Annotated in this window: 22 protein-coding genes and 2 other annotated features (1 of these 24 cut by a window edge); all 22 genes read left to right on the top strand. The window is 49.0% G+C overall.

Going from position 1 to position 20,986, the window contains the following annotated elements; translation table 11 throughout:
• Positions 1-123 (top strand) — a binding site (T-box leader); it begins 79 nt to the left of the window's first position.
• A 41-nt stretch (positions 124-164) separates the two neighbouring features.
• The 22 genes from cysE (at position 165) to ilvA (ending at position 20,978) form a co-directional block, all read left to right on the top strand.
• The gene (gene cysE / locus OUY18_RS06195) at positions 165-827 is read left to right on the top strand and encodes a serine O-acetyltransferase (protein WP_268057885.1); all 663 of its coding nucleotides are present in this window, start codon (positions 165-167) and stop codon (positions 825-827) included.
• Positions 814-2,220, top strand: a complete 1,407-nt coding sequence (gene cysS / locus OUY18_RS06200) for a cysteine--tRNA ligase (protein WP_268057886.1) — start codon at positions 814-816, stop codon at positions 2,218-2,220. Before cysE ends, cysS begins: the two co-directional genes overlap by 14 nt.
• 29 nt (positions 2,221-2,249) lie before the next feature.
• Positions 2,250-2,732, top strand: coding sequence for a Cys-tRNA(Pro) deacylase (gene ybaK, locus OUY18_RS06205; RefSeq protein ID WP_268057887.1), 483 nt, complete (start codon positions 2,250-2,252; stop codon positions 2,730-2,732).
• Positions 2,733-2,908: 176 nt separating this feature from the next.
• Entirely contained in the window at positions 2,909-3,946 is a 1,038-nt protein-coding gene (locus tag OUY18_RS06210; protein ID WP_268057888.1) for a hypothetical protein, read from the top strand.
• A 106-nt stretch (positions 3,947-4,052) separates the two neighbouring features.
• Complete coding sequence (locus OUY18_RS06215) at positions 4,053-4,457, top strand: hypothetical protein (protein ID WP_268057889.1); 405 nt, start codon at positions 4,053-4,055, stop codon at positions 4,455-4,457.
• A gap of 252 nt (positions 4,458-4,709) precedes the next feature.
• Positions 4,710-5,345, top strand: coding sequence for a hypothetical protein (locus OUY18_RS06220; RefSeq protein ID WP_268057890.1), 636 nt, complete (start codon positions 4,710-4,712; stop codon positions 5,343-5,345).
• Between the two features lie 237 nt (positions 5,346-5,582).
• On the top strand, positions 5,583-6,875 hold the full coding sequence (locus OUY18_RS06225; protein ID WP_268057891.1) for an HD-GYP domain-containing protein: 1,293 nt from the start codon (positions 5,583-5,585) through the stop codon (positions 6,873-6,875).
• 16 nt (positions 6,876-6,891) lie between these two features.
• The gene (locus OUY18_RS06230) at positions 6,892-7,449 is read left to right on the top strand and encodes a DUF5317 domain-containing protein (protein ID WP_268057892.1); all 558 of its coding nucleotides are present in this window, start codon (positions 6,892-6,894) and stop codon (positions 7,447-7,449) included.
• 144 nt (positions 7,450-7,593) lie between these two features.
• A complete protein-coding gene (locus OUY18_RS06235) occupies positions 7,594-8,157 on the top strand; it encodes a TetR/AcrR family transcriptional regulator C-terminal domain-containing protein (protein WP_268057893.1) in 564 nt (187 codons plus the stop codon).
• A 336-nt stretch (positions 8,158-8,493) separates the two neighbouring features.
• Positions 8,494-9,990, top strand: coding sequence for a glycerol kinase GlpK (glpK, locus tag OUY18_RS06240; protein ID WP_268057894.1), 1,497 nt, complete (start codon positions 8,494-8,496; stop codon positions 9,988-9,990).
• A 111-nt stretch (positions 9,991-10,101) separates the two neighbouring features.
• Positions 10,102-10,818 carry an MIP/aquaporin family protein gene (locus tag OUY18_RS06245; RefSeq protein ID WP_268057895.1) on the top strand — a complete coding sequence of 239 codons (717 nt, stop codon included), beginning with the start codon at positions 10,102-10,104 and terminating at the stop codon, positions 10,816-10,818.
• Positions 10,819-10,971: 153 nt separating this feature from the next.
• On the top strand, positions 10,972-12,423 hold the full coding sequence (locus OUY18_RS06250; RefSeq protein ID WP_268057896.1) for an NAD(P)/FAD-dependent oxidoreductase: 1,452 nt from the start codon (positions 10,972-10,974) through the stop codon (positions 12,421-12,423).
• A complete protein-coding gene (locus tag OUY18_RS06255) occupies positions 12,416-13,684 on the top strand; it encodes an NAD(P)/FAD-dependent oxidoreductase (RefSeq protein ID WP_268057897.1) in 1,269 nt (422 codons plus the stop codon). The genes OUY18_RS06250 and OUY18_RS06255 overlap by 8 nt, the downstream gene beginning before the upstream one ends.
• A complete protein-coding gene (locus OUY18_RS06260; protein ID WP_268057898.1) occupies positions 13,681-14,034 on the top strand; it encodes a DUF1667 domain-containing protein in 354 nt (117 codons plus the stop codon). The genes OUY18_RS06255 and OUY18_RS06260 overlap by 4 nt, the downstream gene beginning before the upstream one ends.
• A 52-nt stretch (positions 14,035-14,086) precedes the next feature.
• Entirely contained in the window at positions 14,087-15,076 is a 990-nt protein-coding gene (gene dhaK, locus OUY18_RS06265; RefSeq protein ID WP_268057899.1) for a dihydroxyacetone kinase subunit DhaK, read from the top strand.
• Positions 15,077-15,189: 113 nt separating this feature from the next.
• Entirely contained in the window at positions 15,190-15,813 is a 624-nt protein-coding gene (gene dhaL / locus OUY18_RS06270) for a dihydroxyacetone kinase subunit DhaL (protein WP_268057900.1), read from the top strand.
• 21 nt (positions 15,814-15,834) lie between these two features.
• Entirely contained in the window at positions 15,835-16,215 is a 381-nt protein-coding gene (gene dhaM, locus OUY18_RS06275) for a dihydroxyacetone kinase phosphoryl donor subunit DhaM (protein ID WP_268057901.1), read from the top strand.
• Positions 16,216-16,508: 293 nt separating this feature from the next.
• Positions 16,509-16,775, top strand: a complete 267-nt coding sequence (locus OUY18_RS06280) for a hypothetical protein (RefSeq protein WP_268057902.1) — start codon at positions 16,509-16,511, stop codon at positions 16,773-16,775.
• A gap of 121 nt (positions 16,776-16,896) precedes the next feature.
• Positions 16,897-17,196, top strand: coding sequence for a DUF2087 domain-containing protein (locus OUY18_RS06285; RefSeq protein WP_268057904.1), 300 nt, complete (start codon positions 16,897-16,899; stop codon positions 17,194-17,196).
• A gap of 74 nt (positions 17,197-17,270) precedes the next feature.
• Positions 17,271-17,504: a binding site (T-box leader), on the top strand.
• Between the two features lie 64 nt (positions 17,505-17,568).
• Positions 17,569-19,239, top strand: coding sequence for a biosynthetic-type acetolactate synthase large subunit (gene ilvB, locus OUY18_RS06290; protein ID WP_268057905.1), 1,671 nt, complete (start codon positions 17,569-17,571; stop codon positions 19,237-19,239).
• 12 nt (positions 19,240-19,251) lie between these two features.
• On the top strand, positions 19,252-19,740 hold the full coding sequence (gene ilvN, locus OUY18_RS06295) for an acetolactate synthase small subunit (protein ID WP_268057906.1): 489 nt from the start codon (positions 19,252-19,254) through the stop codon (positions 19,738-19,740).
• Between the two features lie 35 nt (positions 19,741-19,775).
• Positions 19,776-20,978, top strand: coding sequence for a threonine ammonia-lyase (gene ilvA / locus OUY18_RS06300; RefSeq protein ID WP_268057907.1), 1,203 nt, complete (start codon positions 19,776-19,778; stop codon positions 20,976-20,978).
• Positions 20,979-20,986: the final 8 nt, after the last annotated feature.

The following is a 20,986-nucleotide window of genomic DNA, read 5'->3' on the forward strand; positions in this document are numbered from 1 at the left end:
AGCAGACGGCGAAATGCATCCGTGAGCAGGCGGGGGGAAATCAGTATCCCCGCACGGCAGGCTCCGTTACAGGCTTTAAAGTGATAAAACGGAGTGGAACCGCGGTGAGACGCCGCCTCCGTCCCTTTAGGGACGCAGGCGGCTTTTTTGTGTGGAGGCAAGCAATGTTTAAACAACTCAAAGAAGAACTGGATTCCTTTATGGAACGCGACCCGGCGGCCAGGTCCAGACTCGAGGTCTATTTTCTGTATTCCGGTTTCAAGGCGGTACGCGCGTACCGGAGGGCGCACTGGTTTTACGAACATAACATGAAGTTTATCGCCCGTTATCTGTCGCAGCGGGCGAGACATAAAACAGGAATCGAAATTCATCCCGGAGCAACCATTGGAAAAGGATTGTTTATTGACCATGGTATGGGCGTCGTAATTGGGGAAACTACCGTTATCGGCGACAACTGCACGCTATATCAGGGGGTAACGCTGGGCGGCACCGGGAAAGACCACGGAAAACGCCACCCGACCCTTGGCAACAACGTAATGGTCGGTTCGGGGGCAAAGGTGCTCGGCCCGTTCCGCGTCGGCGACAACGCTCGCGTTGCGGCGGGCGCGGTGGTTCTCGACGAGGTTCCGGACAACGCGACGGCCGTCGGCGTTCCCGCAAGAGTTGTCCGGCTGAACGGGGTGCGTCCCTGCAACCTGGATCAGATTCACGTTGCGGACCCCGTATCGCAGGAACTTTGCCAAATGGCATTAAAATTACGCGAACTGCAAAAACAGCTTGATGAAATCATCAAACAAAGAGGGGAAAATTGTGATGAAAATCTATAACACGTTAACACGCCAGAAGGAAGAATTCGTACCGCTGACGGCAGGAGAGGTCAAAATTTACGCGTGCGGCCCTACGGTGTACAATTACATCCATATCGGAAACGCACGCCCGATCTGTGTGTTTGACGTGCTGCGCCGTTATTTCGAATACCGTGGGATAAAGGTAACGTACGTTCAGAATTTCACCGATATCGACGATAAAATCATCCGGAAGGCGATGGAAGAGGGAAGCGATTATCGGACGGTGTCCGAACGGTATATCGACGAATACAAGACCGATGCGAAAGGGCTGAATGTACGGCCCGCCACGATTCATCCGCTTGCGACCCAGAATATCGATGAAATTATCAAAATGATTTCCGATCTTGTTGAAAAAGGATACGCCTACCCGACGGACAACGGGGACGTTTATTTCCGTACGAAGAAGGACGCGGGTTACGGAAAGCTTTCGCATCAGCCTCTGGAGGATTTACAGGCCGGCGCGCGCATTGCCACCGGCGAAATTAAAGAGGACGCCATGGACTTCGCACTCTGGAAGGGTGCGAAGCCCGGCGAGCCGAGCTGGATTTCCCCGTGGGGCGAAGGCCGCCCGGGCTGGCACATCGAATGCTCCGCCATGGCGCGCCGCTACCTCGGCAAAACGATCGACATCCACTGCGGCGGGCAGGATTTAATCTTCCCGCACCATGAAAATGAAGTCGCGCAGAGCGAATGCTGCAACGGCGTGCCTTTCGCAAATTATTGGATGCATAACGGCTATATCAATGTGGACAACCGTAAAATGAGCAAAAGCCTCGGCAATTTCTTTACCGTCCGCGACGTTGCCGACCAGTACGGCTACGAGCCGATCCGCTACCTGATGGTCGCTTCGCATTACCGCACGCCGATCAATTACAGCGTAGAGGTGATCGAGCAGTGCAGGGCCGCGCTTGAACGGCTTTACAACTGCCGGGACAACCTGCAGTTCCTGATGGAGAAGTCCCCCGCGGGCGAAAAGCCGGACGAGCATGCCGCGCGCCGCAGACTGGAAGAGCATCAGGACCATTTCATTGAGGCGATGGAAGACGACTTGAACACGGCGGACGCGGTTTCCGCGCTGTTCGATCTGGCGCGCGATATCAACTCGAACCTGAACGCTTCCACGGCTCCTTCGAAAGAGCTCTGCCGCTTTGCGCTGGAGCTGTTTAACGAGCTTGCGGATGTGCTGGGCCTGCTTTATACGAAGAAAGAAACCACGCTCGATACGGAAATCGAAAACCTGATTGCCGAACGCACAAAGGCGAGAGCAAATAAGGACTGGGCGACCGCGGATAAAATCCGTGACGAACTGAAGGCGCGCCATGTCGTGCTGGAGGATACCCCGCAGGGAATCAAGTGGAGGATTGAGCAGTAGTTTTCAGCGGATGCGAAAGGTGAGACGAAATGGCAAAGGATAACAATAAAACGAATGTGATGCGCATTTTGGATCAGGCGAAAATACCCTATAAATTTTATTTTTACGACCATGAAGACGGCAAAATCGACGGTGTTTCCGTAGCCCAAAAATTAGAGCAGAAGGTTGAGCAGGTTTTTAAAACCCTTGTAACGCGGGGCGCCGGCCATGCTTTTTATGTCTTTGTTGTTCCGGTTGCCAAGGAGCTGAATCTGAAGGCCGCCGCAAAGAGCGTGGGCGAAAAATCGGTTGAGATGATTCATGTGAGTGAAATCAACAAAATAACCGGATATATCCGCGGCGGATGTTCCCCCATCGGAATGAAAAAGCAGTTTCCGACCGTCATTGATTCCAGCTGTGAACAACTTCCGTCCATCATCGTGAGCGGCGGAAAAATCGGCGCGCAGGTGGAAGTGGAACCCCGCGCCCTGTTGGACTTCATCGGCGGAAAAACCGCGGAAATTGCCCAGTAACGCGGCTTGCGGCCTGCTTTAAAACATCCGGTCACTGCCGGGCGTTTTTAAAGCTTTGGACATATCCCGTTAACTGTAAGAAAACAGGACAAATAGGGAAACTGTCTATTCCTTTTCAGGGGGATTCCTTCTATACTTGAATCATGAAAATAACGGAAAATAATGGAGCGGAAAAAATGGAATACAGACATAAAATGATGCGGACAGCCGTTGGTATGCTGATTGATAAAGCCATCCGGGATATTCAGTCCGATCCGAAGAGAAGTATCCGCAACCTGGCGGATATGGGAGACAACTTTTCCAAAACGTCGGCGCAGAAACAGTTCTTTAAAACTGCGCAGGAGGTATTGAAAAAGCCGGACAATCCCTATAACAAGCTGGTTCTCAATATGATCCGGAACGTCTGTCCGGATACCGTAAAGACCGTGAGCCTGAATTTCGGATACACCGGCCTGAACTACGGAGCGGAAATCCTGCGCGGCAAAGAGGCGGCCGCGGGCAAAAACATCCCGTGGCTCCTGCGTTTTGACTGTAGCGTGGACGGGGAGAATACGTTGAGTTTTCGGGAAATGGATAAAATCCTTGCCGACTCCGTTTCCCTCGGCATTTATACCTGTATCATCCAGCTCGGGGGATGCGGTGAAAAAATGGGGCAGGTGCTGAAGCTTTGCAAAAGTCACCGGGAATGCTGCTTCTTTGTTGCGGTGAAACCGACGGCCGCGTTGTCCCCGTTTAGGGAACAAATGATAAAAACGCCGAACCTGATTCTTTCCGCCGATATGACGGGGGACGGGAAAGAGGGAACGGAGGAACAAATTCTTCGGAATCTGCATGAATGGAAGTGTTTTTACGGCTTCCATGCGTACTACAATCAAGAAAATGTGGATGATCTGACGGGGGACGGCTTTACCCAGCGCATGATTGATCTGGGCTGTCTCTTCGGCTGCTATATTAACAGTGACTTAAAGGATCAGCAGCTTGAAGATCAGGTGTACCGCCATGTCTGTTCGCACAGAGGGAAAGCGGGGGAACCGCTGTTCGTGTTTGATTTTAACCGGGACGAGCAGTATATTTCGGATAAGATCCTGTGCGGAAAAGACCTTTGCGTTGGCCCGGACGGCAAGGTTCGGCTCGCCGGCGGCCGGTCGGCCGATATGCACAGCGTCTTACTGTCCGATATGGTGAAAACACCGGGAATTCAATTTGCTTCATAAAACCTTCACGATTCATTCAAACATAGGTTGGCTCTCCATGTTATAATAAAATAATACGGGGACGAAAGCCGCAAATCCCGTATTTTATACAAAGGAGATCCTTTTTATGAACTGGTTCAGAAGAATGATGATGGGCAGATATGGAACGGATCAGCTTTCCATTGCGCTGCTTGTTCTTTATATGGTGCTTTCCCTTGTTTTGCAGTTTATCCGGATACCGTTTTTATATCTGCTTTCCCTGATTCCGCTTATCTTTTGTTTTTACCGGATATTTTCGAGAAATATCAACCGCCGCTATGAGGAAAACAACCGGTTCCTTCGATGGTGGTATCCTGTAAAAACCCGGGTGCAAAAGTTTTTCAGCCGTTCAAACAGCCGTTTAAAGGATCGGCAGACCCACCGCTATTTTAAATGCCCGCATTGTTCCAATACCCTTCGCGTGCCGAGGGGGAAGGGGAAAATTTGTATTACCTGTCCCGTCTGCAAGACAGAATTTATTAAAAAAACATAAACTTCCGCATGGCTTGTATCGCTTACAATCCATGCGATTTTTTTGTGCGGCGATCCCGCCGGGGCCGGAAGCGCTTTCAGCGGGAAAACCCGAACGAAAAAGGGGAAGGGAAAAATAATTTTTTAGCAAATGCAGGATAAATCTGTTATAATATTTTCCAAAGGCATTGCTAAGCGAACCACAATTTAATATAATCTAAAGGAACGGAAATTTGACAATGTACGATCATTTTGATATAGGGGAGGCTCTCAAATGGAGGAGATACGCCAAATGAATGCGGCGAAGGAATATGCGGATTTGGTAGACAAACTGTCGGGAATTATCAAATCCCATATTGTGATCAGCGGGGAGGAAATTACCGAAATCCATGCGCTTTCGGATACAAGCCGTTCCCCAAAGCAAATCGCGCGGGACATCCAGTCCGCTTTAATGGTGCGTTTCGGCCTGAATGTTGATCATAAACTGATCAGTATCGCGCAGATCCCGTCTGAGAATACCGTTAAGTTTAAAGACCGCCTTGTTTTTGAGGAAATCAGTATTTCCAAGAGCAAGCAGCATTCCTCCGCCTGCGTTACCCTTCGCGACGGAGATTCCACCTTCAACGGCGAGGCTTCGGGCCTGAACGACTGTATGGAGGTCAACAAAATGATCTGCCAGGCGACGTTGAATGCGGTTGCGAATTTTGCCGACCCGGGTGTCCGGCTTTCGCCGGTTGCGGTTAACGTATTTGATTTGGCCGGTGAAAAGGCGGTCGCCGTCAGCATTGCCGTGAAAATTCAGAGCAGTGTGGAGCACTTTCTGGGAAGTTCCTTTATCGGCGACGACGCGGGTTCGGCGGTTGTAAAAGCCACGCTGGACGCCCTGAACCGAAAACTGGCCAATACGTAGGCCGGTTCCCATTTGCAAAAAATCAGGTTTGCAGTCATTTTTTTTAGCGTAGCGGATATAGCCTGTTTATTAGCGGAGAACAGAGTTTGTTTTACGGAGGCTATATCGATGAAAAAAATCATCTTCGCGCTGATGTCCGTTCTTTCTGTTATTGCGGCTGCAGGCGCTGCATTTACCTGGCAATAACTCGTTAACATAAACTGCAAACCTGATTTTTTATATAGAAGGAGGTTACATATGAGCCGTACTTCAAAAATATACGCTTATTTCATTTCAGTAATCGGAATTACGCTTGGCTCATACTGTGTTTTTCAATATTTTCATTCTGTTTTTTTCGATCCGAATCCCAAAGCCGAACTGATGCAGTTTGGCGTTCTTTTGCTTTTGTATATCCTTTGCCGGTGTCTTCCGATTTACATAAGAAAAGATTACGCCATCGATATGTCCTTTATCTGCAATCTGGCTACGATTCTGTGCAAAGGGCCGGTTGTATCGGCGGCGATGGTTCTTATTGCGACGCCGTTTATTATTGTTCCGACCAATACCGGGGACAGGACATATGACCATCTTTTCAACAAGCCGCCGATTAAGACGGCCTTTAACGCCGGAAATATCACAATTTCCGCTTTTCTGGCCGCCCTTGTGTACCAGAAGACCGGAGGAGTCATAGAAAACATCAATCTGACCCGGAATTTCATTCCGGCGTTTCTTTCCATTCTTACATTTTTTATTTTAAATTGCGCAATCCTGATGTTTTTGTTTTACCTGAACCGCCAGGCCCCGTTTTTTCCGTCGCTGTTTACCAGCCTGTACCAGTTTTTCCCGAATATCGTTGCTTCGGCTCCGATCGCCTATTTTATTGTAAGAATTATGCATATGGAAAACGGGGAATTTATGGTGCTTCTGATCATGCTTCCCCTGCTGCTGGCAAGATACAGTTTCGTATTGTACCTTGATGTAAAACAAAATTATTACAATATGCTGAAAACGCTTACAGCGGCGCTTGAGGCAAAGGATAAATACACCGAAGGGCATTCCCACCGCGTGGAGGATTACGCCGAACTGATTTCGCGCAAACTGCACTGTTCCCCGGTGGAGCAGGATGATATAAAGGTGTCGGCTTTGCTCCATGATGTGGGTAAAATCGGGATTGACGATGAAATTCTGAACAAACCCGGCCCGCTTACGCCCGAGGAGCGAAAGGTGATTATGACGCATCCGCTGATCAGCGAATCGATCTTAAAAAATGTGAAACTGAACCGAAAAGTTCGTTCGGCCATACGCCACCACCATGAACGGTACGACGGGGGCGGTTATCCCGACCACACAAAGGGGGACGAGATTGGCCTGGAAGCCTATATTATCGGGGTCGCGGACGCTTTTGACGCGATGACGAGCGATCGGGCTTACTGTGCAAGCATGCCGGTTGAGCGGGCGGTCAGCATTCTGAAGGAGGAAAGCGGGAAGCAGTTCCATCCGAAAGTGGTATCCGCCTTTCTGGAAGTGCTGTGCGAAAAGGGCGAAATTTAAAAACGGGAGGACGAGAATGATTTTACTGTTTTTTGCGCTCGCCGGTATCCTGATTGCAACCTTGATGAATCTTTTTCATGGGGAGAAAAACCGGTATCAAAATATAATGGAAATCCGCGGCCTGTGGCTCCCCATTCTGGGGCTTGCCCTCGAGCTGCCGTTTTCCTGTTTCCCGGCCTTTGCGGCAAAAGTTGGCTGGCTGTTCACGATTTCCAGTTACTTATGCATTTTTGCCTTTCTCATTCTGAACCGGAAGAAACGGATTCCGGTTTCCCTGATTGGGCTGGGAGCATTCTGCAATTTTTTCGTGATAGCCTGTAACGGGTGGCGTATGCCCGTGTCCGCGCGTGCGCTTTCCGTTTATCAGAATATCACCGCGGAAGCGGTATATGCGAAAAGGGCCAATTATTTCGTAGCGTCAAACGGTGCGAATTTTTCTTTTTTAAGCGATATCCTGTATATTCCGGTTCCGCGAATCGGCGGATTTATCAGCATTGGTGATCTTTTGCTTGGACTTGGAACTGCTTTTTTTATTATTCAAATACTGGCTGATAAATCTGCATGGGAAAAATAGAACGTCCTGCATCCTGTATCCGCTTTTGCAAATTAAAAATGCCCTTGAAACATATTGCTGCTTTATAGTATAATATATATTATTGTCGAGTGCATGCCTTTCTATTTTGTTTAAAAAGTTGAATGTGAAAATGGAGGAGAAAGCATGGAATATCCGTCTCAAACCAAACAGCAGTTAGCGAATTCGCTGAAAGAACTGATGAGCCATACACCATTCAATAAAATTACCGTTCAAAATGTGACAAACAACTGCGGTTTAAACCGCCAGACTTTTTACTATCATTTCAAGGACATGTATGAGCTCCTGAGCTGGATTTACAACAATGAAATCTTTAATCAGGTGGTTGAGGAAAGAGATGAGCCATGGGAAACAGCGGCTTTAAAGGTGATTCGGTATTGCAAAGCCAATCGGGCTTTCTGCAGAAACACCATACGCTCCCTTAAGAAGGAGGCCATGGAAAGCTATTTGCAGCCGGTTGTCCACAATTGGGTGGAAAAGCTCGGAATCGATATTGTAAACAACAAATACATAAGCAAAGAGGATGCAAAATTTCTTGTGGACTTTTTTACTCTGGCCTTTGTAAATTACGGCATTCAATGGATCAGCCGGGGGATGCCGGAGGACGAAGATTTTCTTATCGGAAAAATAAAAGCGCTGCTCCGGATGATTTATCACGGCACGGAAAAGCAAAAACGAATCGCAATTTAGCGGAACCCCGTACATTTTGTACGGGGTTTTTCCTTTCTTTATTGGCAGAATTTGTTAATGGTTACTAAGATGGATTAATCCAATGTAGAAAAATTACCTAAAAATAGTGGTATACTCTACAAATATCACCAAAAAAATTGAATGGTTTATATAATAATTATCGTATCTAAACAAAGCAAACGAATTGTCTAAATACAAACCGGTGGGATAGTGCTATGATATACGCATAGATGGTGATGCGGTGAAAACCGGAAAACCAAAGTTATGGGAAGGTGCCTTAGGGCAAACAAAGATACAATTTTTGTATCGGAAAAACATTTTAGGGGAGGTTTTTTTATGGCCAAGTATGTAATGGCGTTGGATGCCGGCACAACCAGTTCACGCTGCATTCTTTTCAATGAGAAAGGTGAAATGTGCAGCGTAGCGCAGAAGGAGTTCACACAGTATTTTCCGAAGCCCGGCTGGGTTGAGCATGATGCAATGGAAATTTGGTCCACCCAGATCGGTGTTGCGCAGGAAGCAATGCTGAAGATTGGCGCCGTAGCCGCCGACATCGCGGCAATTGGTATTACCAATCAGCGTGAAACAACCGTTGTGTGGGACAAGAAAACAGGCGAGCCTGTTTACCATGCCATTGTTTGGCAGTGCAGACGTACCTCAGAGTATTGCGACTCTTTAAAGGCAAAGGGCTTAACAGAAACTTACCGGAAAAAGACAGGCTTAATGATTGACGCCTACTTCTCGGGCACAAAATTAAAATGGATACTCGACAATGTTCCGGGCGTAAGGCAAAGAGCGGAAGCCGGAGATTTACTGTTCGGTACCATTGAAACATGGCTGATCTGGAAACTGACAAAGGGAAAGGTTCATGTAACCGATTATTCCAATGCTTCCAGAACCATGCTGTTCAACATTACGGAACTGAAATGGGATAAAGAAATCCTTTCCGAATTGAATATTCCGGAATGCATGCTTCCGACCCCGAAGCCGTCAAGCTGCGTTTACGGCGAGTCGGATTCGTCCTTCTTTGGTGGCCCAATTCCGATTGCCGGCGCCGCAGGCGACCAGCAGGCTGCTTTGTTTGGCCAGACTTGCTATACCCCCGGCGAAGCGAAAAATACATATGGTACAGGTTGCTTCATGCTGATGAATACAGGTGAGAAGCCGGTTTATTCCAAGAACGGCTTGGTTACCACCATTGCATGGGGACTTGACGGAAAAGTAAATTATGCACTCGAAGGTTCCATCTTCGTAGCCGGCGCTGCGATTCAATGGCTGCGCGATGAGATGCGTCTGGTAGATTCTTCCCCGGATTCCGAGTATATGGCAACAAAGGTTAAGGATACAAACGGCTGCTATGTCGTTCCTGCGTTTACAGGCCTTGGCGCTCCGCACTGGGATCAGTATGCCAGAGGTACAGTCGTTGGTATTACCAGAGGCGTTAACAAGTATCATTTCATCCGTGCTACTTTGGAATCCCTTGCTTATCAGACATATGACGTTCTGAAAGCAATGCAGGAAGATTCCGGCATTACGCTGAACGCCCTGAAGGTTGACGGCGGCGCTTGCGCGAACAACTTCTTAATGCAGTTCCAGTCGGATGTCATCAATGCTCCTGTTCACAGACCGGTTTGCATTGAAACAACGGCTATGGGCGCGGCTTACCTGGCAGGCCTTGCGGTTGGCTATTGGGCAAGCAAAGAGGATGTTATTAAGAACTGGCAGATTTCCAAGATCTTTGAGCCTTCCATGGACAGCGCTCATCGTACGGAAATTATTAAAGGGTGGAACAAGGCTGTTAAATGCTCTTTCGGTTGGGCGAAGGAAGACTGATTCACTCGTTCGAAATAGAAAAGTAAGCAAAACAGTTATTCTAACCCGGCCCCGCCGGATGGCGAGTTCATTCGCGGGGCCGGTATTAAAAAAGATTGAGGTGTATTGTTTATGTTACCTTATTTAGCTGAATTTTTAGGTACGGCTCTGTTGGTTCTCCTCGGCGACGGCTGCTGCTGCAACGTAAGCCTTAACAAATCCGGACAAAAGGGCGCCGGAACAGTTCAGACAGGTATCGGATGGGGTCTCGCGGTAATGGTTCCAGCCTGCATTTTCGGTGCGGCTTCCGGTGCCAGCTTTAACCCGGCGCTGACCATTTCATTGGCGGCAATTGGTAAGTTCCCATGGGCCCAGGTTCCCGGTTATATTGTTGCTCAAATGCTGGGCGGCTTTGTAGGCGCTATCATCGTTTATATTGCCTTTAAAGATCATTTTGATGCTACAGATGATGGAGCAACGAAACGCGGCGTTTTCTGCACCGGTCCGTCCATTCCCAATATGGGCCGCAATATCTTCCAGGAAGCACTTGCAACATTCGTACTTGTTTTTGCCCTCCTCGGCTTCGGAAACGTTGCGGGCGCAGCTGGCTCAGGTGTTAGCTTCTTCTTCGTATGGGGAATCATCGCTGCTTGCGGCATGTGCTTAGGCGGACTCACAGGTTACGCAATGAACCCTGCCCGTGACCTTGGTCCTCGTATCGCTCATGCGATTCTCCCGATTAAAGATAAGGCCGATTCCAACTTCAAGTATGGTCTTATTGTTCCTGTCTTTGGACCGATCATCGGCGGTCTTGTTGCAGCATTTTTATTCGCGGCGATTCCGTGGTAGGAGTAAGCGCTATTTATTAGGTTATATTATAGTATTCGATATACCTTGTAAGTACATAGCGATATATTCACAAAATATTTGCAGGGGCAACATCGTGTCTGCCCCTGCATTATTTTAAAAATCCCAAATAATTAAAAGAGTGGTGTACACAAAATGATAGATGTAATTATCATTGGCGGAGGCGTTGTTGGATGCGGTGTGGCTCGCGAATTGTCAAGATACAACCTTAACATAGCGCTGCTTGAGAAAACCGATGATATCAGCAATGGCCAAAGTAAGGCCAATACCGCGATTATCCACGGCGGTTATGATGCCAAACCGGGCACGCTGAAAGCAAAATTCAATGTCTTAGGCAATAAAATGTACGATCGAATTTGTGCGGAGCTGGACGTTCCCCACAAGCGCAATACCTCTTTAGTCGTTTCCTTTGGTTCCGACGGTCACGAAGCACTTGAGAAATTAAAGCAACAGGGCATTGAGAACGGAGTTCCGGGTCTTAGCATTATTGGACAGGATGAACTTAGAAGAAGAGAACCGAACATCGGCTCTACAGCGTATGAAGCATTGCTGGTCGAAACCGGCGGGATTGTATGCCCGTACGAAATGACTCAGGCGTATGCGGAAAACGCGGCGATGAACGGTGTTAATTTCTACCGTGAAGCAGAGGTTACTGCGATTGAAAAAACGCAGGACGGTTGGAAAGTTATAAGCAAAGCCGGTACTTTTACCGCAAAAGCGGTTGTAAACTGCGCCGGACTTTACTCAGATGTCATTAACAACATGGTTTCGGAAGACAAGATTTCGATTGTTCCCCGCAGAGGCGAGTATTATATTGTGGATAAGAAGTATGCCAACGAATTCCATGCTTCTATTTTCCAGCTCCCGACGAAAATGGGCAAAGGAATTTTGGTTTCCCCAACAGTCGACGGCACGGTTCTTCTTGGGCCAACCGCGGAAGACATCGACGATAAGATGGATACCAGAACCACAACGGAAGGTCTTGCAAAGGTATTGAAATATGCGAGCCTCACATGGGAACACATTCCGATGAGAAGCTTTATTACAACCTATTCCGGGCTGCGCGCGCACTGCAACCGGGACGATTTCGTCCTTGGCGAGGTTCCGGATGCCCCGATGTTCTTCAACGCGGTAGGCGTCGAATCACCGGGTTTGACCTCCGCCCCGGCGATCGCCGAATACCTTGCCGGAATGATTGCGGATAAGCTCAGCGCGAAAAAGAACGAAAACTTCGATCCGATCCGCAAGGGCATTCCGAAATTCCGCGAGATGAACGACGAGCAGAGAGCCAGAGCAATCTCCATTAACCCGGATTATGCGAAAATTGTCTGCAGATGCGAGACGGTAACCGAAGCTGAAATTCGGGAAGCGATCCGCAGGCCGGTCGGCGCAAGATCGGTTGACGGAATCAAGAGAAGAACCAGAGCCGGAATGGGCAGATGTCAGGCCGGTTTCTGCACACCAAGGACCGTGGAAATATTATGTGAAGAGCTTCATATATCCCCGCTTGAGGTGACAAAGTTCGGAGGAAACTCCAAGTATATTGAAAGCTACCTTTTTGAGAAAGGGGATAATGAAAATGCGTAATGTTGACATTTTGATTATTGGCGGCGGCCCTGCGGGCTTGGCGGCTGCAATTTCCGCTTACGAAGCAGGCAGCAGAAATATTCTGATCCTTGAAAGAGAAGAAAATCTCGGCGGCATACTCAAGCAGTGCATACACAACGGTTTTGGGCTGCATACCTTTAAAGAAGAGCTTACCGGTCCGGAATATGCGCAGAGATATATCGACAAGGTACTCGAATACGGCATTCCTGCCCAGTGCGATACCATGGTTATTGATATTACACCGGACAAGGTTGTTACGGCGGTCAGCAGAGGCGCCGGCCTTGAGCACTTCAAGGCAAAATCCATTATCCTTGCGATGGGCTGCCGCGAGCGCCCGAGAGGGTCGCTTGGCACGCCGGGCTGGAGATGCTCCGGTATCTTTACCGCCGGTACCGCGCAGAAGTTTACGAACTTAAAAGGCATGATGCCGGGGAAACGCGTCGTTATCCTTGGCTCCGGCGATATCGGCCTGATCATGGCCCGCAGAATGACATTCATGGGCGCGAAGGTTTTGGCCTGCGTCGAATTAATGCCTTTCTCCGCCGGTTTAAAGAGAAACATTGTTCAGTGCCTTGACGACTATGACATTCCGCTTCTGCTGAGCCATACGGTTGTCGATATCGCGGGCCGGGAGCGTCTGGAAGGCGTTACGGTTGCCGAAGTGGATCCGAAGACACTCAAGCCCATTGAGGGAACAGAGCAGTATTATGAGTGCGACACCCTCCTGCTGTCGGTCGGCCTGATTCCTGAAAATGAGTTGACCACCATGGCGGGCGTTAAGATTTCTCCGGCGACGAACGGTGCTGAAGTAAACGAAAATCTGGAAACCTCGGTAGAAGGCATCTTCTCCTGCGGAAATGTTCTGCATGTTCATGATTTGGTTGACTACGTTTCCGAAGAATCCGCGAAAGCGGGCGTGAACGCTCATAAATATGTACAGGGGCAGCTTCCGAAAGAAGAAAATACCCTTGAAGTTGTCAGTGGTTTCGGCGTTTCCGGCGCTGTTCCGCAGCATATCTCCCAGGAACTTGACGAACCGATTACAATCATGTTCCGTCCGAGAGGCGTTTTCAAAGACGCGCAGGTTTGCATAGACGTTGGGGATGTTCAGGTGGCTGCAAAGAAGAGCCGTATCCTTACGCCCGGCGAAATGGTAACATTAAAGTTCAGCCCGGAATACCTCCGGAAAAATACAAATGCTGACAAAATCACTGTAAGAGTGGAGGCGCAGCAATCATGATAAAAGAAATTACTTGCATCGGCTGCCCGATGGGATGCAGGATTACAGCCGAACTGGATGGGGATAAAATTCTTTCCATCGAAGGATATACCTGCAATATCGGTAAAAAATATGCGCAGGAAGAGCTGACCGTTCCCACGAGAATGGTAACCGCCCTGATGCATGTTTATGGAGCCGATCAGCCACTTTCAGTTAAAACATCGAAGCCGATTGAAAAAAGCAAGATCTTCGACTGCTTGAAAGAGATTTCCGGCAAGTCCGTCATGCGCCCGGTTCACATTGGGGAAGTTGTAATCAAAAATGTGTGCGGTACGCCGGTTGATATCATTGCAACGAGGGATGTAGAATAATACGGGTAATAACCGTATTTGGAAAATTTAATATTTGACGGGAGGCATTTTTGTGAAGAAGCTAATGAACTGCGTCGAAAATGTTGAGCGCGAAATGATCGAAGGCATGGTAAAAGCCTATCCGGATCATGTTCGCAAGCTGGACTGCGGAAATGTTGTTGTCAGGGCACACAAGAAGGAAGGCAAGGTTGCGTTAATCAGCGGCGGCGGCAGCGGCCACGAACCGGCTCACGGCGGTTATGTAGGCGAGGGTATGCTCGACTGTGCCGTGGCCGGGGCAGTGTTTACTTCTCCCACTCCTGATCAGATTTACGAAGGAATCAAAGCGATCGCCACGGATAAGGGCGTGCTAATGGTAGTCAAGAACTACACAGGCGATGTGATGAACTTTGAAATGGCGGCGGAAATGGCACAGGGCGACGGTATTGACGTGCAATATGTTGTAACAAACGACGATGTTGCCGTGAAAGACAGCCTGTACACAACCGGGCGCCGCGGCGTTGCCGGTACGGTGTTTGTTCACAAAATAGCCGGTGCGAAGGCGGAGACAGGCGCAAGTCTGGATGAAGTCCACCGTGTAGCGCAGAAAGTAGTTGACAATGTGCGAACCATGGGAATGGCGCTCACTCCCTGCACTGTTCCTGCGGCGGGAAAACCCGGGTTCGAACTCAGCGAGGATGAGATGGAAATCGGTATCGGTATCCATGGCGAACCGGGCACACACAGAGAGAAAATCAAAAGCGCCGATGAAATCGCCGTGATGCTTCTTGATAAGATTACGGCGGATATTGATTACAGCGGTAAGGAAGTGGCCGTTATGATCAATGGTTCCGGCGCGACCCCCTTGATGGAACTCTTTATTGTCAACAATAAGGTTCATGATTATCTTACCGAAAAAGGGATTAAAATCTATAAGACCTTTGTAGGCAATTACATGACCTCCATTGAAATGGCGGGATTTTCCATTTCGTTGCTGCGGCTGGACAGTGAACTGAAGGAATTGCTCGATGCGAAAGCCGACACACCGGCCTTTAAAGAATAATCGTTGGAAAGCGGCGGAGTTTCTCCGCTCCGCCGCATATTCTTTATCTGTCTGCATATATATAATTTGTTAAGAATACAGGGAAACGTATTGCTTCTGAAAGGGATGTTGTTATGACGGACAGTAACAAGGTACTTGAAATTATCAAACAGATCAGCGAACAAATTCAAATGGAGAAGGATTTTTTAACAGAATTGGATAATGTTATCGGCGACGGCGACCACGGGATTAACATGGCCCGGGGTTTTAAAGAGGTAGAGAAAAAACTGGCCGATTTTTCCGGTAAAGATATCGGTTCCATTTTAAAGGCTGTTGGAATGACATTGGTTTCAACCGTCGGCGGGGCTTCCGGGCCGCTTTACGGTACCGCTTTTATGAAAGCGGGCGCGGCGGTCGGCGCGAAGAATGAAATGGACGGCGGCGATTTTCTCAATGCAATGGACGCGGCCATTGAAGGAATCAAAATGCGCGGAAAAGCGCACGAGGGCGAAAAAACGATGCTCGACGCATTGATTCCCGCTTATAATGCAATCAAAAAAACTTATGAAGAAAACAACGATTTTAAAGCTGCAATTTCACAGGGTGTAGAAGCGGCTGAAAAAGGCGTGGAATATACAAAAACCATCATTGCAACCAAAGGAAGAGCCAGTTATCTTGGTGAAAGAAGCATTGGTCATCAGGATCCGGGCGCAACTTCTTCCTGCTTAATGCTGAAGGTAATTCAAAGGTCGCTTTGATAAGCAGGAAGGAAAAACGGTATGGTAGGGATTGTGATTGTATCACACAGTGAAAAGCTTGCGCAGGGCGTTGCGGAGCTGGCCGGCATGATGGCCAGTGAGGCACCGGTCGTGGCTGCCGGCGGGCTGGATGATGGCACATTGGGAACCAGTTTTGAAAAAATTACGAAAGCTGTCGATTCGGTTTATTCCGATGACGGAGTTTTGATTCTTATGGATATGGGCAGCGCCGTTATGACGGCGGAAATGGTTTTGGAAAGTATGCCCGATCGAAAAATAAAAATGGTCGATTGCCCTCTGGTTGAGGGCGCTGTCGTGGCCGCGATTGGCTCCAGTTCGAATCAGAATATGGAGGAAATTATAGAGGCCGCACAGGAATCCGCTTCAGAGAAAAAGCTCTGAATAAAATTTGATTACTCCTTTACTTATTCCATGTTTCGACACACACCATAGCAGCAGGCGTGCCGGTTCTTTTGAACGGTACGCCTGTTGCTATTTTATCGCAGTTTTCTCCCGGTTGTGCCGGAATCCCCCGCTTTTTCAGTTGTTTAAAAGATTTTTTTAAAATGATTGAAAATAAAAACAGATTTTGCTGTACGGAAATGGAAGGAATAAACGGCAATTGGCAGGGGATATTATAAGATTGGGATTCGAATCGAATTCCCCTCTATTATAATGTAAAGGAGAGCATCATAATGAGCAAAAAATATAGTTTCCCTACAAACGTAAATGGCATTTCGGATGACGATACAAAAAAATGTAATTATACTACCGATGCGAATTGTATAGAACAGGCGGAAAAAAATTCGGACTATCAGAAGAACGCCAATACCGATACAAGTTCGTATCAACCCAATAACCGTGTACCGATTGACCGTCATGAAAACGACAGCTGGGAGACAAGCCCGCTGGAAGCCGATACGCCGATTGATCCGCAAACCGGTTTGGATAAAAACCGCTAAAGCAAGGGGAGTTTTCACCCAGGTGAAGACTCCCCTTCGTACGTTTCCGTCGCGGTGCGCGTACTTGACTTTTTTTAAAACTGATGTAAAATCGTATATAAAAATAAGTCGGAGGATAGAAATGGAAGATTTTACGATTACCCCGGAAGAGGAAGAGAAAATTTTAAAGAATGTTTTCAGTTCGCTCGAACCGTTAAAATTGAAAGTTCTTTCATCAAAGGCGAAGAAAAGGGCCGTAATTTATAAAAAAATAGCCGGGCAGTTTGAAAAAGGGAAAAAATATACCGAGATGGATGTCAACGGAATTCTGAAGCAGATCTATCAGGAAGACTATTCTACCCTGCGCCGCGGCTTGATCGAGCTGGGTTACCTCGACCGGATGAGTGACGGCAGCGTATACTGGGTGAAAGAAAGCAATTAAAATTTTCAATCGGTTTACATAAAACTATTGACAATTCACTTCAAATACCATATTCTATACTATAATATATTTGATAAAATGCGCAGATGGGGACAGATTGCATTTTACCCGCTCACAGAGAGCCGCTGTATGGTGGAAAGCGGTGCAGGCATTTGCAGGATATCACCCCGGAGCAGGCAGCTGAACAGCAATTAGTAAGCAAGCCCGGTTTCTCACCGTTAAGCGAGAGTGCATTGTTGGATGCATGTGAGATTGCCGCTTTGGCGGCGAATTAGAGTGGTACCGCGAAGGATGCCTTCGCCTCTATACAGTAGAGGCGAAGGCTTTTTTTTACTTCGGAGCGGGAAGATTGCTTTTAAGGAGGAATCAGAAATGCAGTTAACGGGAGCGCAAATCCTAATGGAATGTCTGCTTGAGCAGGGTGTGGATACCGTATTTGGGTATCCGGGAGGGGCCGTGCTGAACATTTACGACGCACTTTACGAGTACAGGGACAAAATCAACCATATCCGCACAGCCCATGAACAGGGCGCGGCGCATGCTGCGGACGGTTATGCCCGCTCTACGGGAAAAACCGGCGTTTGCATCGCGACCTCCGGCCCGGGTGCAACGAATCTGGTAACCGGCATCGCCACCGCCTACATGGACTCCGTGCCCATGGTGGCCATCACCGGAAATGTAACCTGCGCCCTTCTGGGGCTGGACAGCTTTCAGGAAGTGGATATCACGGGCATTACCATGCCGGTGACGAAGCATAATTATCTTGTAAAGCATATTGAGGACTTGGCGGATACCATCCGGAAAGCGTTTTTAATCGCCGGAACAGGCCGGAAAGGACCGGTGCTTGTGGATATTCCGAAGGATGTTACCGCGCAGAGGTATGACTATACGCCGCACCTGCCGCTTCCGGCTCCGAAAGGCGACTTTCCCTACGACGAGCGGTTTGAGCAGGCGCTTGCAATGCTGAAAAAAAGCGAAAGGCCGTTTATCTATTCGGGCGGCGGGGTGATTGCCGCGGAGGCTTCGGGAGAGCTGAAAAAATTTGCCGATCTTCTGGACGCGCCGGTTGCCTCCTCGCTGATGTGCCAGGGCGGTTTTGATCAGGCAGATCCGCGCTATATCGGGTTGCTGGGAATGCACGGGACGAACACCTCGGCGCTCGCCATTAAGAACTGCGATCTGCTGATCGCCGTCGGCACCCGTTTTTCCGACCGCGTGCTTTGCAACGCGGATCTGTTTGCGCGGCACTGCCCGATCATTCAGATTGAAATTGACACGGCGGAATTCAATAAAAATATTGATGTCGATTTAAAAATGAAGGGCGACGCCAAAGAGATTCTTGCACGCCTGAACCAGCTTCTTCCCCAATGCCAGCACAAGGGCTGGCTGGAACAGATTGCGGAATGGAAGGACCTGTATCCGCTCAAACAGGAAGCCGAATCCGAAGAGGAAGTATTGCCGCAGGGGGTCATCGAAACCCTCGACCGGCTGACGGATTCCAAGGCGATTATCGTAACGGAGGTCGGGCAGCACCAGATGTGGGCGGCGCAGTTTTACCGTTTCCGGACGCCGCGGCATTTTATCAGCTCGGGCGGGCTGGGAACCATGGGCTACGGGCTTGGCGCGGCAATCGGCGCGCAGGTGGCCAACCCGGATCAGCGTGTAATCAATATTGCGGGGGACGGCAGTTTCCATATGAACTGCAATGAGCTGGCGACTGTGGCACAGTATAACATTCCGATGATCGAGCTGGTTTTCAATAATACCGTGCTTGGCATGGTCCGCCAGTGGCAGAAGCTGTTTTACGGAAGCCGTTTTTCCCAGACGACGCTGGATAAAACCACGAATTTTGAAATGCTGGCCGAAGCGTTCGGCGTGAAGGCGTTTACCATCCGCCGCCGGAATGAAATTGAACCGGTTCTGAAAGAGGCGCTGTCCTATCCGGGGCCGTCGCTGATCAACTGTCCTATTCATCCGGACGTCAACGTGCTGCCCATGGTTCCGGCGGGCGGCTCCGTGGAAAATCCGATTTTGGAAATGTAAGGAGGGCGCATGATGAGTTACAGCAACGATAAAGAGTATGTTCTGTCCGTGCTTGCAAGGAATACGCCGGGCGTGCTGCTTCGCATTGCCGGGCTGTTCAGCCGCCGCTGTTACAATATTTTGAGTATTGTTGCGGCGCAAACGGAAAATACGGAATATTCCCGCATCCTGATTGTTGTGTCGGGGGACGACCGGATTGTTCGCCAGGTTGATAAACAACTGAGTAAGTTGGTCGATATAGAAGAAGTAACGGTGTTGAACCGTGAGGAAGCCGTCGTACGCGAGCATCTATTGATAAAGGTGGAGCGCAATCAGCAAAACAGCGAAAAGCTGATCGAAATTGCGAATGTGTTCCACGCCAATCTTCTGAATGTCCAGCAGGACTCCATGATTATGGAATTGACGGGGGACGCGACAACCTTAAATTCCTTTATTGAACTGTACAATCCGTATCATGTGCTGAAAATTCTTCGCACCGGCGCAATGGCTATGATGAAGTAGGAGCCAAAAAATTTGAAAAGATTGGGGATATCAGCTTGCTTACTCTAGATCAGGTTTATCATGCGGCCTATGTTTTAAAAGGTGTTATTCGTGAAACGGCGCTGATTCATGCACCGCTTATTAACCCCGAAAGTCAGATTTACTTAAAAACCGAAAATCTTCAAATTACCGGTTCTTTCAAGGTTCGCGGTGCTTATTATAAAATTTCCCAGCTGTCGGATGAGGAAAAAGCCAAGGGCGTTATCGCCTGCTCGGCCGGAAACCATGCGCAGGGCGTAGCGCTCGCCGCGGCGAAGAACGGCATCCAGTCGCTCATCTGCATCCCGGACAGCGCGCCGATTTCCAAGGTGGAAGCCACGAAAAGCTACGGCGCGCAGGTATGCCTTGTAAAGGGCGTATACGACGACGCGTACCAGAAGGCATGCGATCTGCAAAAGGAAAGCGGCGCCACGTTTATACACCCGTTCAACGATCCGCAGGTCATTGCCGGCCAGGGAACAATCGGGCTGGAAATTCTGAGCCAGCTTGCGGATGTCGACGCGGTAATCGTACCGGTCGGCGGCGGCGGCCTGATTTCCGGCGTAGCCTTTGCCGTAAAATCCCTGAATCCGAAATGCAAGGTGTACGGCGTGCAGGCCTGCGGCGCTCCGAGCATGGTGCAGGCTTTAGCTGACCGGAAGGTGGAAGCGCTGGCTAATGTATCGACCTTCGCGGACGGCATCGCGGTAAAATGCCCCGGCGACCTGACTTATGATCTTTGCAGCAAATATGTCGATCAGGTTGTTACCGTTACGGAGGACGAAATTGCAACGGCAATCCTTACGCTGATTGAAAAGCACAAGCTGATCGCCGAAGGAGCCGGCGCGGTCTCCGTTGCGGCGGCCATGTTCAACAAGGTTGACGTGAAGGGGAAAAAGGTTGTCTGCCTGCTTTCCGGCGGAAATATCGACGTAACCATCCTTTCAAGGGTCATCAGCCGCGGCCTTCTCAAAGCCGGGCGTTCCGGAGACCTTGTGATTCCGATGGTCGACAAACCGGGCCAGCTCAAGGAAGTTTCCTCGATTATTGCCGATCTCGGCGCAAATGTGGTAAGCGTTCACCATGACCGCAGCGGTGAAAATACGGGAATTAACGACTGCTATCTGCATATTCGCATGGAAACGAGGAATCATGAACATCTGGCGCAAATCCGCAAGGCGATTACGGACGCCGGTTATCATATTATCAAATCCAACTGAGCATTGGG

The sequence above is a fragment of the Caproiciproducens galactitolivorans genome (assembly GCF_026672255.1).
Lineage (GTDB): Bacteria > Bacillota > Clostridia > Oscillospirales > Acutalibacteraceae > Caproiciproducens > Caproiciproducens galactitolivorans_A.